The organism is Streptomyces sp. NRRL WC-3626 (assembly GCF_000718785.1).
In the GTDB taxonomy this organism is placed as follows: domain Bacteria; phylum Actinomycetota; class Actinomycetes; order Streptomycetales; family Streptomycetaceae; genus Streptomyces; species Streptomyces edwardsiae.
In genome coordinates, this window is record NZ_JOCA01000011.1 from 182583 (window position 1) to 197518 (window position 14936).

15 protein-coding genes and 1 pseudogene are annotated in these 14936 nt (G+C 70.9%); 4 read left to right on the forward strand and 12 right to left on the reverse strand.

The window, feature by feature from the left end; genetic code table 11:
* Positions 1–331 precede the first annotated feature (331 nt).
* From cbiE to IF28_RS0119435, 6 genes are all read right to left on the reverse strand, one after another.
* Entirely contained in the window at positions 332–1543 is a 1212-nt protein-coding gene (gene cbiE, locus IF28_RS0119410) for a precorrin-6y C5,15-methyltransferase (decarboxylating) subunit CbiE (RefSeq protein ID WP_030221769.1), read from the reverse strand.
* Between the two features lie 116 nt (positions 1544–1659).
* Positions 1660–2298, reverse strand: a complete 639-nt coding sequence (locus tag IF28_RS0119415; RefSeq protein ID WP_030221771.1) for a GNAT family N-acetyltransferase — start codon at positions 2296–2298, stop codon at positions 1660–1662.
* 133 nt (positions 2299–2431) lie between these two features.
* Positions 2432–3259 carry a MetQ/NlpA family ABC transporter substrate-binding protein gene (locus IF28_RS0119420; RefSeq protein WP_030221773.1) on the reverse strand — a complete coding sequence of 276 codons (828 nt, stop codon included), beginning with the start codon at positions 3257–3259 and terminating at the stop codon, positions 2432–2434.
* Positions 3260–3322: 63 nt separating this feature from the next.
* Positions 3323–4060, reverse strand: coding sequence for a methionine ABC transporter permease (locus IF28_RS0119425; protein ID WP_030221776.1), 738 nt, complete (start codon positions 4058–4060; stop codon positions 3323–3325).
* Positions 4057–5094 carry a methionine ABC transporter ATP-binding protein gene (locus IF28_RS0119430; protein WP_030221777.1) on the reverse strand — a complete coding sequence of 346 codons (1038 nt, stop codon included), beginning with the start codon at positions 5092–5094 and terminating at the stop codon, positions 4057–4059. The genes IF28_RS0119425 and IF28_RS0119430 overlap by 4 nt, the downstream gene beginning before the upstream one ends.
* 402 nt (positions 5095–5496) lie before the next feature.
* On the reverse strand, positions 5497–6147 hold the full coding sequence (locus tag IF28_RS0119435; RefSeq protein WP_030221778.1) for an HAD family hydrolase: 651 nt from the start codon (positions 6145–6147) through the stop codon (positions 5497–5499).
* A 107-nt stretch (positions 6148–6254) separates the two neighbouring features.
* Here IF28_RS0119435 and IF28_RS0119440 point away from each other — a divergent pair, with 107 nt between their 5' ends.
* Entirely contained in the window at positions 6255–6614 is a 360-nt protein-coding gene (locus IF28_RS0119440; RefSeq protein WP_030221779.1) for a hypothetical protein, read from the forward strand.
* Between the two features lies 1 nt (position 6615).
* Entirely contained in the window at positions 6616–7047 is a 432-nt protein-coding gene (locus IF28_RS0119445; RefSeq protein WP_030221780.1) for a hypothetical protein, read from the forward strand.
* Here IF28_RS0119445 and IF28_RS0119450 read toward each other — a convergent pair whose 3' ends face one another.
* From IF28_RS0119450 to IF28_RS0119460, 3 genes are all read right to left on the reverse strand, one after another.
* On the reverse strand, positions 7048–7545 hold the full coding sequence (locus IF28_RS0119450) for a GNAT family N-acetyltransferase (RefSeq protein WP_030221781.1): 498 nt from the start codon (positions 7543–7545) through the stop codon (positions 7048–7050).
* Positions 7546–7602: 57 nt separating this feature from the next.
* Complete coding sequence (locus IF28_RS0119455) at positions 7603–8112, reverse strand: sigma-70 family RNA polymerase sigma factor (RefSeq protein WP_030221783.1); 510 nt, start codon at positions 8110–8112, stop codon at positions 7603–7605.
* A 75-nt stretch (positions 8113–8187) separates the two neighbouring features.
* On the reverse strand, positions 8188–9360 hold the full coding sequence (locus tag IF28_RS0119460; protein ID WP_030221785.1) for a glycerophosphodiester phosphodiesterase: 1173 nt from the start codon (positions 9358–9360) through the stop codon (positions 8188–8190).
* A gap of 373 nt (positions 9361–9733) precedes the next feature.
* Here IF28_RS0119460 and IF28_RS0119465 point away from each other — a divergent pair, with 373 nt between their 5' ends.
* Positions 9734–10405, forward strand: a complete 672-nt coding sequence (locus IF28_RS0119465) for a lysophospholipid acyltransferase family protein (protein WP_030221788.1) — start codon at positions 9734–9736, stop codon at positions 10403–10405.
* A 171-nt stretch (positions 10406–10576) separates the two neighbouring features.
* On the opposite strand, the gene IF28_RS0119470 is transcribed toward IF28_RS0119465, so the two are convergent.
* The 3 genes from IF28_RS0119470 to IF28_RS0119480 all read right to left on the reverse strand — a co-directional run bounded on the left by IF28_RS0119470 (position 10577) and on the right by IF28_RS0119480 (position 14472).
* Positions 10577–11548 (reverse strand): aldo/keto reductase, encoded by a 972-nt coding sequence (locus tag IF28_RS0119470; protein WP_030221790.1) that lies wholly within the window; start codon positions 11546–11548, stop codon positions 10577–10579.
* A 183-nt stretch (positions 11549–11731) separates the two neighbouring features.
* Positions 11732–13165: an argininosuccinate lyase gene (argH, locus tag IF28_RS0119475; RefSeq protein WP_030221792.1), complete on the reverse strand. Its 1434-nt coding sequence runs from the start codon at positions 13163–13165 to the stop codon at positions 11732–11734.
* A 113-nt stretch (positions 13166–13278) separates the two neighbouring features.
* Positions 13279–14472, reverse strand: coding sequence for an argininosuccinate synthase (locus tag IF28_RS0119480; RefSeq protein ID WP_030221794.1), 1194 nt, complete (start codon positions 14470–14472; stop codon positions 13279–13281).
* A gap of 204 nt (positions 14473–14676) precedes the next feature.
* On the opposite strand from IF28_RS0119480, the pseudogene IF28_RS0119485 reads away from it, so the two are divergent.
* Positions 14677–14936 (forward strand): annotated as a pseudogene (locus IF28_RS0119485) (hypothetical protein); the annotation flags it as partial.

Below are 14936 nucleotides of genomic sequence, written 5' to 3' on the forward strand. Positions count from 1 at the left end.
GCTCACCCGGAACGGCGCGCCGACCGCCCCACACTGAAGAACGAGCGTGCGTCCCCAGCGGCACGAACAGCCCGTCCGAAAAAGGCGACAAAGCCATTCACTGGCATTGTCGCGGCCGTACCGCCGTCGCGTCAGCTTGATCGGCGACGGTTCCGCTGTGGACTGCGCCACGTTGCGCGTCCTCCGGTTCATGCCGTACCACGACCCACCCCAAAACGGGCGCGCTTTCCGGACATTGGCCGACGAAGTGCCGGGCGTCCGGGTGCGGTACAACGATCGGCCAGCCTACCTCGCGTGGTCGGACAATCCGATCACGGGGACGGCAATCGGATCAGTTGCCACGGGCGGGCAGCACCCCGCTGAGCAGGAACGCGACGCTCCGCTCCTTCTCCGTCCAGGCCCTCGTGTCGAGTTCGACGGACTGCAGCAGGGCGCACTCGACCTGGTAGCCGTGTTCGGCGAGGTTCCTGCCGATGAGTTCGGCCCCGTCGCGGGTGGCGGCGTGGGTGACGATGCGCTGCGGGCGGCGGTCGGCGACCGCGGAGACGACGGCCGCTCCCCCGCCGCCGACCCGGACGACATCCGGCTCGGGGAGGTTCTCCAGGATGTGCGGGGCGGTGCCGTGGACGGTCTGCAGCTGGAGCCCGTACCGGCGGGCGGTGGCGTCGGTGCGGGCGCAGGCGCCCGGGTCGCGGTCGACGGCGATGACGGCGGCGCCCGCGCGGGCGGCCTCGGTGGCGAAGGCACCGCTGCCGCAGCCGATGTCCCAGACCAGGTCGCCGACGCGTGGTCCCAGCCGGGCGAGTTGGGAGATGCGCAACGGCTCCCGCTCGCCCTCGCCGAGGTCGCCGCCGTACTCCCCGGCGGGCAGCGACCAGCCGCGGGGTCCGGTGGAGGGGTCGCGTCCGGCGAGCCAGCCGCCGGAGTCGGCGGCGCCGGCCCGGCCGCCGACGACGATGACGATGTTGGGGTCGCGCCAGGTGTGGTCGGCGGCCTTGTCGGAGGTGACGACGGTGACCCGTTCGCGGGTGGTGCCGAGTTCCTCGCAGATGACGAAGGTGCGGTGGACGCCGTCCATGAGCAGGCCGAGTTCGGCGGGTCCGGCGCCGGGCGAGGTGAGGACCGCCACCTTGGTGTGGGCCCGGCAGACGTTCACCGCGCGTCGCAGGGTGCGCGGGTGTGCGACGACGACCTGGGCGTCGTCCCAGGGCATGCCCGCGCGGGCGAAGGCGGCGGCGACGGAGGAGACGCCGGGGACGACCTCGACCTCGAGGCCGAACTCGGGTGCGCGCAGGGTCCGTACGACGCCGAAGAAGCCGGGGTCGCCGTCGGCGAGGACGACGGCGGTGCCGCGGTGGGCGGCGATGCGGCGGGCGGCGAGGGCGACGGAGCCGAGCCGGATGCGTTCGGCGCCGGCGGGCACCTCGGGGAGTGCCAGATGGTGGGCGGCGCCGGCCACCAGGGTGGCGGCGCCCAGCGCGGCGCGGGCCGCGTCGGAAGGCGGCGAACCGTCCCAGCCGATCACCGTGACCCGGTCGGCCATCGTCGTCAGTCTCCTGGGGTCTGCGCAGGTCGTCGTCGGCTGTCCCGCCGTGGTGCGGGCTTTGTGAGACTACCTGGTGCGGCCACGGACCGTGCCTCCGGTGTTCGGTCCGGAGGTCAGTTCCAGTCCGGGTACTGGGTGAAGCCGCCGGTGTCGGCGAGGTGTCCGTCGGCGCCCTCGATGTCCTCGGGCAGCAGGCTCCACACGATGAAGTCGGTGCGTACGTCGCTCCAGCCGCCGTCGTCGGTGCGGACGTGGGCTATGCAGGCATTGCGCAGCACGCCTTCGCTGATACAGCCGATCTTCTGGGCGACCTGCTGGGAGGCGGTGTTGTCGGCGGCGGTGCGCAGTTCGACGCGTTCGAACTTCTGGTCGCCGAAGAGCCACTGGGCGGTGGCGAGCGCGGCCTCGGAGGCGTAGCCCTCGCCGCGTGCCCAGGGGGCGACGATGTACGACAGTTCGGTGGACCGTACGTGCCAGTCGGTGTTGGTGAGCTGGATGAGGCCGACCAGGCGCTGGGTGAGGAACTCGGTGACGGCGAGGTCGAGTCCACGGCCGGCGGTGCGTTCGGCGGGGGCGTACTCGGTGATCCAGGTGCGGGCGGACTGTTCGGTGAAGGGCCGGGGGACGTCCGTCCAGGCGGCGATCTGCTCGTCGTTCATCATCTCGGCGAGGGCGGGAACGTCGTCCGTGTCGAGGGGACGCAGCACCAACCGCTCCGTGCTGATGGAGATGCTGGGGAAGGTGCTCGTCATGCGCCGCTCCGTTACCTGAGAGACCGTCGGGTACTGCTGAACTGCCCAGCATGCAGCATGAAAGCACCGAACCGCACCACGGGGTCCACTCCTTGTGTCGGAGCGGACCCCGTGCGTGGCCGGCGGGCCGGAATCAGAAGGAGGCGAGGACGGAACCGGCGTACTTGTCCTCGATGAACTTCTTGACCTCGGGCGAGGTGAGGAGCTTCGCGAGCTTCTTCACGCGCGGGTCGTTCTCCTGGCCCTCCTTGACGGCGAGGAGGTTGTTGTTCGGGTTGCCCTTGGCGGCCTCGAGGACGAGGGCGTCGGTGGCGGGCTTGAGGTCGGCCTCGATGGCGTAGTTGCCGTTGACCACCGCGGCGTCGACGTCGTCCAGGGAGCGCGGGGTCTGGGCCGCCTCCAGCTCCTTGAACTTCAGGCCCTTCGGGTTGTCGGTGATGTCGGCGGGGGTCGCCGCGGTGCCGACGCCGTCCTTGAGGGTGAGCAGGCCGCCCGTGGCGAGCAGCTGCAGGGCGCGGCCCTCGTTGACGGTGTCGTTCGGGATGGCGATCGTCGCGCCGCTCTTCAGCTCGCCGGTCTTCTTCACCTTGTGCGAGTAGAGGCCGAGCGGCTCCAGGTGCACGTCGACGACGGACACGACGTGAGTGCCGTTCTTCTTGTTGAAGTCGTCGAGGTACGGCTGGGTCTGGAAGAAGTTGGCGCCGACCGAGCCGTCCTCGGTGGCGGTGTTCGGGGTGACGTAGTCCGTGAACTCCTTGACCTCGAGGTCGAGGCCGGCCTTCTCGGCGAGGTTGTCCTTCACGAAGGTGAGGATCTCGGCGTGCGGCACGGGGCTCGCGGCGACGATCAGCGGGCCGGAGGTGTCGGAGGCGGCGTCCTTGTCCGAGCCGCAGGCGGAGAGTCCGAGGGTGAGGGCTCCGGCGGCGAGGACGGCGGTGGTGATCTTGGCGGTGTTACGCACGAAAAGTGCCTTTCCTTGGGTGGTGCGGCCCCGTATGAGGAGGACGGGGAGTTCTTGGTGGGGTTATGCGACCTTGCCGACGTCGGCCGTCGCGGGCTCCTCGGCCTTGAGCAGCCGGAGCCTGGGCGAGGGGCCGGAGCGGCCGCCGCGGCGGTGCTGGGCGCGGGCCGCGTGGTCGCCGGCGAACTGGATGAGGGAGATGGCCACGGCGAGGATCGCGACGGTGATCCACATCAGTCCGGTCTCGAAGCGCTGGTAGCCGTAGCGGACGGCGAGGTCGCCGAGTCCGCCGCCGCCGACGGTGCCGGCCATGGCCGAGTAGCCGATGAGGGCGATGACCGTGGTGGTGGTGCTGGCGATCAGCGAGGGCAGCGCCTCGGGGACGAGGACCTTGCGGACGATCGTCCAGGTGTTGCCGCCCATGGCCTGTACGGCTTCGACGAGCCCGTGGTCGACCTCGCGCACGGCGGTCTCGACGAGGCGGGCGAAGAAGGGGATGCCGCCGATGGCGAGCGGCACGATCGCCGCCTCGCTGCCGATGGTGGTGCCGGTGACCCAGCGGGTGAAGTTCATCAGGGCGACCATGAGGATGATGAACGGCAGCGAGCGGCCGATGTTCACGATCTGCCCGATGACCTTGTTCACCAGGGTGTTCTGCAGCAGTCCGCCCTTGTCGGTGAGGACGAGCAGGATGCCGAGCGGGAGGCCGCCGACGACGGCGATCAGGGTGGACCAGCCGACCATGATCAGCGTCTCGGTACAGGCCTGTTCGAGCAGCGGCTGCATCTCGGACCAGGTCACTTGGCCCCCTCCTTCACGAGTGCGGGCTCTTCGCGGTCCACGACGTCGATCTGCAGGCCCTGTTCGCGCAGGAAGCCGACGGGGACGACGTTGTCCTCGTAGCGGCCGGGCAGTTCGATGCGCATCCGGCCGACCTGGAGGCCGCCGACGGTGTCGATGGCCGCACCGAGGATCGATATGTCGATGTTGTAGGTGCGCGAGAGCTGGGAGATGACCGGCTGGGTCGCGCTCTCGCCGTGGAAGGTGACGTCGAGGACGGTGCGGTCGTCGCCGGTCGGCTCGCCGCCGACCGGGAAGAGCGCGGCGGCCAGTTCGGAGCCCGGGGTGGCGAGGAGTTCGGTGACCGTGCCGGACTCGGTGATGCGGCCGTTCTCCATGAGGGCGGCCGAGTCGCAGATCGACTTCACGACGTCCATCTCGTGGGTGATGAGCAGGACGGTCAGGCCGAGCTGGCGGTTCAGGTCGCGCAGGAGGTGCAGGATCGAGCGGGTGGTCTCCGGGTCGAGGGCGCTGGTGGCCTCGTCGGAGAGCAGCACCTTGGGGTCGCCGGCGAGGGCGCGGGCGATGCCGACGCGCTGCTTCTGGCCGCCGGAGAGCTGGGCGGGGTAGGCCTTGGCCTTGTCGGCGAGGCCGACCAGGTCGAGCAGTTCCAGCGCCTTGCGTGAACGTTCCTTCCCCGACTTTCCGAGGATCTCCAGCGGCAGTTCGACGTTGTCCTGCACGGTGCGCGAGGAGAGCAGGTTGAAGTGCTGGAAGACCATGCCGATACGGCTGCGCGCCTGCCGCAGTTCCCGGCCGGCGCGCGGTCCGCGGCCGGCGAGCGCGGTGAGGTCCTGGCCGGCCACCGTCACGGTGCCCGAGGTGGGGCGTTCCAGCAGGTTGACGCAGCGGATGAGGGAGGACTTGCCGGCGCCGGACTGGCCGATGACGCCGTAGACCTCGCCCTCGCGGACATGCAGGTCGACGCCGTCGAGGGCGGTGACCTCCCGGCCGCGTGAGCGGTAGACCTTGGTCAGGCCCGAGGTGGTGATCACGTGGGTATCCGTCACTGTCGAGTGCGCGGCGCGTCGTGGCGCCGGGCACGAGGCATTCTGGGTCGGAGTTCTGCGGGGCCGCACGGATCTCGCGGGCCCGGTGAGGGACCCGTCACAAGGGGAGAGACGTGCGCGCGGGGCGTGGCTCGGCCCATGCGGGCGTACGTGAGCCGGCTCTCGCTTCGGGGCGCGAGGCTCAGATGGTGCAGGGGCCCTCTAGAAAGCGCACATTCGGCACTGACACATACAACGAGCACCGGGCGTCATGGTCGCCTCGGTCGCAGGGATGCGGTCGCTCGTCGTGGTCATGCGGTCAGTAAAGCAGACGTTCGACGCTCACCGGACTCGGCTGTCCGCATACTGGACAGCCGTGGACAGGGGCGGACCGGCGCCGGGCGCATGTCAGGGGCGTACGGAGATCTCCACTCCCCCGTCGGTGACCAGTGCGGACAGGGCCGAGAGGTCCTTCACGACGAGGTCGGCGGTGAGCTCGTGGGCCTGGTGGGTTGTGGCCAAGGCCACGGTGGTCATACCGGCGGCGCGGCCGGCCTGGAGCCCGGCGGGAGCGTCCTCGAAGACGACGCAGTGCGCGGGGTCGACGCCGAGGGTGCGGGCGGCGAGGAGGTAGGGCTCGGGGTCGGGCTTGCCCCGGGTGATGTCGTCGGCCGCGATCAGGGTCTTGGGCAGGATGCCGACGGCCCCCAGCCGTGCCTCGGCGAGACGCCGGGTGGCGGAGGTGACGACGGCCCAGCGCTCGGCGGGCAGCGCGGCGAGGAAGTCCCGGGTCCCGGGCAGCAGGTGCACGCCGCCGTCCGGCACGTCCTCCACCTCCAGGTCCTCGATCCGCGCCACGGCCTCCGCGACGGTCCCGGCGGGCAGCAGATCGGCGGCTATCTCCGCGGCCGGCCGCCCGTGCAGTTCGACGCTCCCGAACTGCTCGGCCGTGATCCCGTACTCGACCGCCCACCGGGTCCAGCAGCGATTCACCGAGGCGATGGAGGAGACGAGGGTTCCGTCGTTGTCGAACAGCAGGGCCTGCGCATGAATGGTCATGCCATCGACCATACGGTCCCGCCGGACGGCGCCGGTGCGCCTGCCCGGGCGGAGCCGGTACGGGGGCGGGGACGGCGGGGGTTTTCCGGCGTAATAGGGTCACTGCCATGCTTGATGTCCTGATGCTGGTGACCGGTGTCGCCGCGCTGCTGCTCGGCGTCTGGTGCGGGTGGGCCGCCTACCGCGACCAGCCGACGAAGGACTGGCACTTCATCGGGATGGCCGTGGTCACGCTGCTGGCACTGGTGCAGCTGATCGCCGGGATCGTGCAGCTGGCCCGGGGCGAGAAGCCGGAGCAGGGCACGACGATCTTCGTGGCGTATCTGCTCGGCGCGTTCGCGTGCGTACCCGCGGCCGGCTTCATGTCGCTGGGCGAGCGCACCCGCTGGGGATCGCTGACGGTCGCCGCGAGCGGACTCGTGCTCGCCGTGCTCGAGGTGCGCCTCTATGACATCTGGGGAGGCTGAGATGGCCGCGACGCAGGACGGGCCGGACCGGACCCGGCTGATCGGCGGTCCCGGACTGCTGCTGGTGTGGCTGTACGGGGTGATGGTCGTCGGCGCGGTGTCGCGCTCGGCGTACCAGATCGCCACCGAGTTCGACCGGGCGCCGCTCGCCTACTCGCTGTCGGCGGCGGCCGGCGTGGTCTACGGCTTCATCACCTACACCCTGGTGCGCGGCGGGGAGACGGCCCGCAGGGCGGCGCTGGTGTGCTGCGCCGCCGAGCTCGCGGGCGTACTGACCGTGGGGACCTGGACGCTGGTGGAACCGTCCGCGTTCCCCGACGCCACCGTGTGGTCGGACTACGGGATGGGCTACCTCTTCATCCCGGTGCTGCTGCCCCTCACGGCCATCCACTGGCTGCGCAAGGCACGTTCGGAGCAGCGGCCCGCGTCCTGATCAGGCGGTCGTCGCGTAGTCCTGCGCCTGCTTCTCCAGCACGATCATCGGTACGCCATCGGCGCCCTGGGACGTGCCCACCCGCTGGTAGCCGACCTTGCTGTAGAGCCGCAGATTGCTCTCGCTGCGGTGTCCGGCGTGCAGCCGGAACATCCGGGCGCCGCGCTCTCCGGCGAGGGCGGACTCGGCGGCCCGCAGGAGACGCGCGCCGATGCCGTGCCCCTGGAGGCGGGGGTGGACGCAGAGCTTGCCGATCGCGGCGGCGCCCTCGTCGGTGATCCTGCCGTGCACCGAGCCGACGATCTCGTCACCGAGGCGGGCCACGAAGACACAGTCGGCGGCGACCTCCGCGCGGACCGAGTCGAGGGTCTGGACGAGCGGATCGATGCGGTAGTTGCCGTAGAGGGCCGCCTCGCTCTGGAAGCACAGGTACTGCAACCTGAAGATCTGCTCCGCGTCCTGCTCGGCCGCCGCAGAGATGGTCACGCTCATGCCCATGTGCGCACGCCTCCCGCTCACCTGATCACCTGTTGTCCCTCACTCCTATCCCCGTCCTCAACGCGCCGCAACCTCCCGTGTGAGCAAACGCCGCAGACATCCCAGGCATCTGGAACGTTCCGGTCCGAGGCTGCCCTGTGAGATACCCAACTCCCCCGCGATCTCCCGGTATGTCGGGTCGCGCGGGGACAGCAGCGCCTCCAGCAGCCGGGGGCAGCGGCCGGGCAGCCGTCGTAGCGCGTCCCGCAGGGCGCGGCGGCGGGCGGCGGCGAGCACCAGGCCCTCGGGATCGCGCGGGCCCGGGTCGGCGAGGTCGCCCGTTGCCGTCTCGCGGCGGGCGGTACGGCGGGCGCGGCGGGCCTCGGTGCGCACGGCCCGGCGGAGCCAGTCCGGCGGGTCGGGCGGCGGGCCGCCCGCGGCCAGGTGTTCCAGGAGACGGAGCCACACCGCCTGTTCCAGGTCCGCCGGTTCGGCTCCGGTGCCGGGCGTCTCGGCGGCGGCCTCCGCGGCGAGCAGCGGACCGAGGGAGGCGATCAGTTCATGCGCCGTCACCGGCTGGTGTCTCATACGCGCAACGACTCGGCCGCCCCGGGCACGGTTGCCCGGAGCGGCCGGAAGTCACCCCTGACGGGGAGGAGCGGGTCAGCCGTTGACGAAGTCCTCGCGGGCCAGCAGCCCGGTGTCCGGGTTGTCGGTGAAGACGCCGTCGATGCCGGTGGCGAAGTAGGCCCGGTAGGCGCCGAAGACGTCGCCGTACGCGTCGGGGTCGCCGCCCCTGCGGAACTCGGCGGGCAGGAAGGGGTTCTCGTTGCGCATGGTGTAGGGGTGCAGGATCAGGCCCGCCCGGTGCGCGTCGCGGACCAGGGTCGTCGGCTCGGTGAGCCGGCCGGCGGCGTCGCGCGGGATGACCAGGTCGAGGGTGGGCCCGATGCCCTGGGCGTAGGAGGCGATCTCCTCGAGGCCCTCGGGGGTGATGAGGTCGGCGACGGTGCGCGGGTCGCCGGACTCGACGAAGTCCCAGGGGCGGCTGCTCGCGCCGGACAGCAGGACCACGAGCGGGTTGTCCACGAGCTTGCTGAGCCGCTGGATGCCGGTGGGCTCGAACGACTGCAGGATCACCGGCGAGTTCCGGCGGTCCTTGCCGTGCCTGCGGAGGATCTTCGCGACCCGTTCCTCCAGGCCCAGGCCGAGACCGCGGAAGTAGGTGGGGTGCTTGGTCTCGGGGTAGATCCAGACCTGCTTGCCGCGCTTGCGGGTCTGCTCGTCCTGCCAGCGCAGCACCTCGTCGAAGGTGGGGATCTCCCAGCGCCCGTCGTAGAGGGTGTTGTGCGGGCGGTTGGCGGGGATGCGCTCGACGGCACGCAGCCGCTTCAGCTCGGCGAGCGTGAAGTCCTCGGTGAACCAGCCGGTGACGGCGGCGCCGTCCAGCGTCTTGGTGGTCCTGCGGCCGGCGAACTCGGGGTGGTCGGCGACGTCCGTGGTGCCGCCGATCTCCGGCTCGTGCCGGCAGACGAGGTGGCCGTCCCGGGTGGGGACGAGGTCACCGGCTTCGACGATGTCGGCGCCCATGTCGAGGGCGAGCTGGTACGAGCCGAGGGTGTGCTCGGGCCGGTAGCCGCTGGCCCCGCGGTGCCCGACGATGGCCGGCACGGGCAGGCCCTTCAGTCCCCGGCCGCCGCCGCCGTGCCGGGCCTCGGCCGCTCTCGCCGTGCCGCCCAGCGCCAGGACCGTTCCGCCCGCGCCGAGCACCGCCGCGCCGAGGAACGCCCGCCGCCCGGTTCCGCCCGCCTGTTCGTTCGACTCCCGCGTTCCCATGAGGACCCCTCCTGCTGTCGGCTCGTCCGGTGCGCCGCGATCGTAGGGGTGTGCGGATGACGCACGGGAGACCCCGGACCGAACGGACGGATGATGTTGCATGGCGTACGCCCCTCATACGTATGACGTACGCCTGTCATATTCCGGCGGGGATGTGACGGCTCGTCCGATTGGGCCGGACGGACGCGGGAACGCGGGCGGGGTGCGGCCGCGAGGCCCGGTACAGACGCATCGCGCCGGGTCAAGAGTGAGTAAGACCTCGGTGAACTCCCCCGGTCCCGATGTGCGCAACACCCCGCGCCGCGAGTAATGTCCTCACCTGCACAGACTCGTACGGCATCCGCCGACGTCCGTTCCCCACCGGAGGGCCACGTTGTCCCGCTTCGCGCTCATCAAGGCAGTGCTCGGCCCGATCATGCGCCTGATGTTCCGCACACGCGTGGAGGGTGTGGAGAACATCCCGGGCGACGGTCCGGTGATCCTCGCTGGCAACCATCTCACCTTCATCGACTCCGTGATCATGCCGCTGACCTGCGACCGGCAGGTCATGTTCATCGGCAAGGACGAGTACGTCACCGGCAAGGGGCTCAAGGGCCGGCTGATGGCCTGGTTCTTCACCGGCGTCGGCATGGTCCCCGTCGACCGGGACGGCGGCCGGGGCGGGGTCGCCGCGCTGATGACGGGGCGCCGGATTCTGGACGAGGGCAAGGTCTTCGGCATCTACCCGGAGGGCACGCGCTCCCCCGACGGGCGGCTCTACCGGGGCCGTACCGGCATCGCCCGGCTCACTCTCATGACGGGCGCGCCGGTCGTGCCGTTCGCCGTCATCGGCACGGACAAGTTGCAGCCGGGCGGGGCGGGGATGCCTCGGCCCGGCCGCGTGACCGTGCGGTTCGGTGAGGCGATGGAGTTCTCCCGGTACGAGGGGATGGACCGGGACCGGTATGTGCTGCGGGCGGTGACCGACTCGGTGATGGCCGAGGTCATGCGGTTGTCGGGGCAGGAGTATGTGGACATGTACGCCAGCAAGGCGAAGGCCGCGTAGCTTTCGCTTCGCGGCGGGGGTTACGGCCGTTCCGCGCGTGCGGGCGCGTCGTGGCCGGTCGCGCAGTTGCCCCGCGCCCCTGAGGTCGGCTGGTCAGCCACTTTCCTTCCAGGCCCCGCGCCGAAGCCGGACCGGGGCCGCTTGCCTTTCCGGTCCCCCGTGTCTGTTCGGTCAGTGCCAGGGCAGTTCGCCGCGTCGTGCCCAGTAGCTCTGGGGGGACTCGGCCAGCGTGGCCAGGTGGCTCATGTGGGCTTCCGTGAGGTCTACCGCCGGGGCGTGCAGGTTGGACGCCAGGTGGGCAGTGGTTGCCGCTCCTGAGAGGACCACGCCGGCCCACGGTTGGCGCAGGACCACCGCGAGGGCTACCGCGTCGGGACCCAGGCCCGTCTCCTCGGCCACCGTCCGCAGTGCCCCGGGGGCGTTCCCGGCGGCCAGACGGCCGTTGGCCATGCCCTCCTTGACGATCACCGTCAGTCCGGCGTCATGGGCCTCGGCGAGCGCGGGGCCCGCGGAGGTCTCCAGGGCGTTGTACGTCGACTGAACCGTGCGGAACAGGGGCTCGCCGTCGACCTCGACGGCGAGGGCGGCCCGGATGGCGTCCGCCTGGGCCGGTCCGCTGGTCGAGAAGCCGACGGTCAGGCCGCCGCGCGCCGCCTCCGCGAGCCGGGCGTGCAGTTCCTTGTCGGTGAGGGCGGGGCTCTCGGGGGTCACCGAGTGGATCTGGTAGAGGTCGAGCCGGTTCCCGAGCAGCGCCTCGGACTCGGCGAGCTGACGCTCGTACGCCGCGAGGGAGTGGTCCTTGACCTCGTGCTTGTCGGCGTCGGTGGTCCAGTCGGCGGTGTAGGTGTAGCCCCATTTGCTGCCGATGACGACGTCGTCGACGTCGGTCCGCTTCTTCAGCCAGTCGGCGAGGAACTCCTCGGAGCGGCCGTAGGAGCGGGCGGCGTCGAAGTAGCGGACGCCCTGGGCGTAGGCGGCGTCGAGGAGTTCGTGTGTGCGGGCGTGCAGCGTTTGCACGCTGCGGTCTTCTCCGAGGTCCTCGTTACGGCCGAGGTTGATGTAGCCGGGGCGGCCGATGGCGGCGAGGCCCAGGCCGATGTGGCAGGTGGGGGTTGTCGCTGTCGCCAGCCGGGTGAAGGGCATCGCGGGCTCCGTTGGTCGGACCTGTTCGACGGTTCCGACCAACGTAACCCGTGGTGCCGCAGTGCTCGCCCAAGGGCTCGGGTCGTGCCGTTGTTTCGCGGGTGCGGGTGCGCCGGGGTTGTCCGCGCAGGTCCCCGCGCCCCCGGAAAGCCGCCCCGCGGGCGCCGCACCAGCCCTGCTTCTTCAGCCCTGCTTCTTCGCCGTCGCCCACTCGTGCTGGGCTGCCACGTTCGTCTTCACCTCGGCCAGCTGGGCTGCCACCGCCGTCGGAGCCGTGCCGCCCCTGCCGTCGCGGGAGGCGAGGGCGCCGGGGACGTTGAGGACCGAGCGGACCTCCGGGGTGAGGTGGGCGGAGATCTTGGCGAACTGGTCGTCGGTGAGTTCGTCGAGTTCCTTGTCCTCGGCCTCGGCGGCCTTGACGCACTCGCCGGCGACCTCGTGGGCGACGCGGAACGGGACACCCTGCCTGACCAGCCACTCGGCGATGTCGGTGGCGAGGGAGAAGCCGGCCGGGGCCAGTTCCTCCATGCGCTCGCGGTGCACGGTGAGCGTGGCCATCATGCCGGTGAAGGCGGGGAGCAGGACCTCCAGCTGGTCGATGGAGTCGAAGACCGGCTCCTTGTCCTCCTGGAGGTCGCGGTTGTACGCGAGGGGCAGCGCCTTGAGCGTGGCCATCAGGCCGGTCAGGTTGCCGATCAGCCGGCCGGACTTGCCGCGCGCCAGCTCGGCGATGTCCGGGTTCTTCTTCTGCGGCATGATCGACGAGCCGGTGGAGAAGGCGTCGTGCAGGGTGACGAAGGAGAACTCCTTCGTGTTCCAGATGATGATCTCCTCGGCGATCCGGGAGACGTTGATCCCGATCATCGCCGTGATGAAGGCGAACTCGGCGACGAAGTCCCGGGAGGCGGTGCCGTCGATGGAGTTGGCCGCGCTGCCGTGCTCGAAGCCGAGGTCCCTGGCGACGGCCTCCGGGTCCAGGCCCAGGGAGGAACCGGCGAGCGCTCCGGAGCCGTACGGGGACACCGCCGTGCGCTCGTCCCACTGGCGCAGCCGCTCCGCGTCCCGGGACAGTGCCTGGACGTGGGCGAGGACATGGTGGGCGAAGAGCACCGGCTGGGCGTGCTGGAGGTGGGTGCGGCCGGGCATGGCCACGTCCGGGTGGGCCTCGGCGAGGCCGACGAGCGCGTCCTGGAGGTCGGCGATCAGTCCGCCGACGATCCGGGCGTGGTCCCGCAGGTACATGCGGAAGAGGGTCGCCACCTGGTCGTTGCGGGACCGGCCGGCGCGCAGCTTGCCGCCGAGGTCGGGGCCGAGCCGCTCCAGCAGGCCCCGCTCGAGGGCGGTGTGGACGTCCTCGTCGGCGATGGTGCCCACGAAGTCGCCGGATGCCACGTCCGCTTCGAGCCGGTCGAGGCCGGCGAGCATCCGGGTCAGCTCGTCCTCGGTGAGCAGCCCCGCCGAGTGCAGCACACGGGCGTGGGCACGCGAGCCGGCGATGTCGTAGGGCGCGAGCCGCCAGTCGAAGTGGACGGACGCGGACAGCTTCGCCAGAGCCTCGGCGGGCCCGTCGGCGAACCGCCCGCCCCAGAGCCGTACGTCACCACTGTTGCTGCTCACTACCTGCGCTCCTCGAGAAGGGTGATGAAAAGCGCCCCCGAAAGGGGCGCCGGGAACCGCGCGACCAGTGACGACGGCCCCGCGGTTCCCCTCTCACGGCAATGATCCGGCCGTCAGGCCAGGTCCCGCTTCGCGGCAATCTTCGCCGACAGACTGTAGATGTCGATGAACCCCTTCGCCGCCGCCTGGTCGAACGTGTCGCCCGTGTCGTACGTCGCCAGGTTGAAGTCGTACAGGGACGACTCCGAGCGCCGGCCGGTGACGACGGCGCGGCCGCCGTGCAGGGTCATCCGGATGTCGCCGTTGACGTGCTGGTTGGCCTCGGTGATGAAGCCGTCCAGGGCGCGCTTGAGCGGGGAGAACCACTGGCCGTCGTAGACCAGTTCGCCCCAGCGCTGCTCGACCTGCCGCTTGTAGCGGGCGAGTTCGCGCTCGACCGTGACGTTCTCCAGCTCCTGGTGGGCGGTGATCAGGGCGATCGCGCCGGGAGCCTCGTACACCTCGCGGGACTTGATGCCGACGAGGCGGTCCTCGACCATGTCGATCCGGCCGATGCCCTGGGCGCCGGCGCGTTCGTTGAGCTGCTGGATGGCCTGGAGCACCGTGACGGGCTTGCCGTCGATGGCGACCGGCACACCCTCCTTGAAGGTGATGACGACCTCGTCGGGCTCACGCGCCACGGCGGGGTTCTGCGTGTACTCGTAGACGTCCTCGATCGGGGCGTTCCAGATGTCCTCGAGGAAGCCCGTCTCGACGGCGCGGCCGAACACGTTCTGGTCGATGGAGTACGGGGACTTCTTGGTGGTCGCGATCGGCAGGCCCTTGGCCTCGCAGAAGGCGATGGCCTTGTCGCGGGTCATGGCGTAGTCGCGGACCGGGGCGATGCACTTCAGGTCGGGGGCGAGGGCGACGATGCCGGCCTCGAAGCGGACCTGGTCGTTGCCCTTGCCGGTGCAGCCGTGGGCGACGGTGGTGGCGCCGTGCTTCTGCGCGGCGGCGACGAGGTGCTTGACGATCGTCGGCCGGGACAGCGCGGAGACCAGCGGGTAGCGGTCCATGTAGAGGGCGTTGGCCTTGATCGCCGGGAGGCAGTACTCGTCGGCGAACTCGTCCTTGGCGTCGGCGACCTCGGCCTCGACGGCACCGCAGGCGAGGGCGCGCTTGCGGATGACGTCCAGGTCCTCGCCGCCCTGGCCGACGTCGACCGCAACGGCGATGACCTCGGCGCCCGTCTCCTCGGCGATCCAGCCGATGGCGACGGAGGTGTCCAGACCGCCCGAGTAGGCGAGTACGACGCGCTCGGTCACGGGGTTCTCCTTACAGTGCATTCGCTGACATGCATGAGTATGCAGCACTCTGCATGAATCGTCAATCTGCCCGCGTTCCGGTACCCCCTTGAACGCTGGAAACCGCTTTCGCGTACTTGTCGCCGGACGCAGGCGCCGCGTCGGACCGAGCGAGACAGCACGACAGACCATTCGTGACACCCCGACCCGAGTGAGGCAATCCGCATGTCCAGGGCTCTTCCGAAGTACAACAAGCGCCGTGTCGGCTTCATCGGCGGTGCCGCCGCGGTGGCGCTGACCGGCGCCGTGATCGCCGGTACCGCGCTCGCCGGCGAGTCGGCCGGGGACGGCGGCGACGCGAAGGACGCCCGTACGCTGGCGGGCCCCGGCACGATCTCCTGCCCCGACGTCGCACCCGAACTCCCGGCGATCCCCGCCTCCGCGCAGGCCGAGGTGGAACGCAACCTCGGCGAGCTCGACAAGCA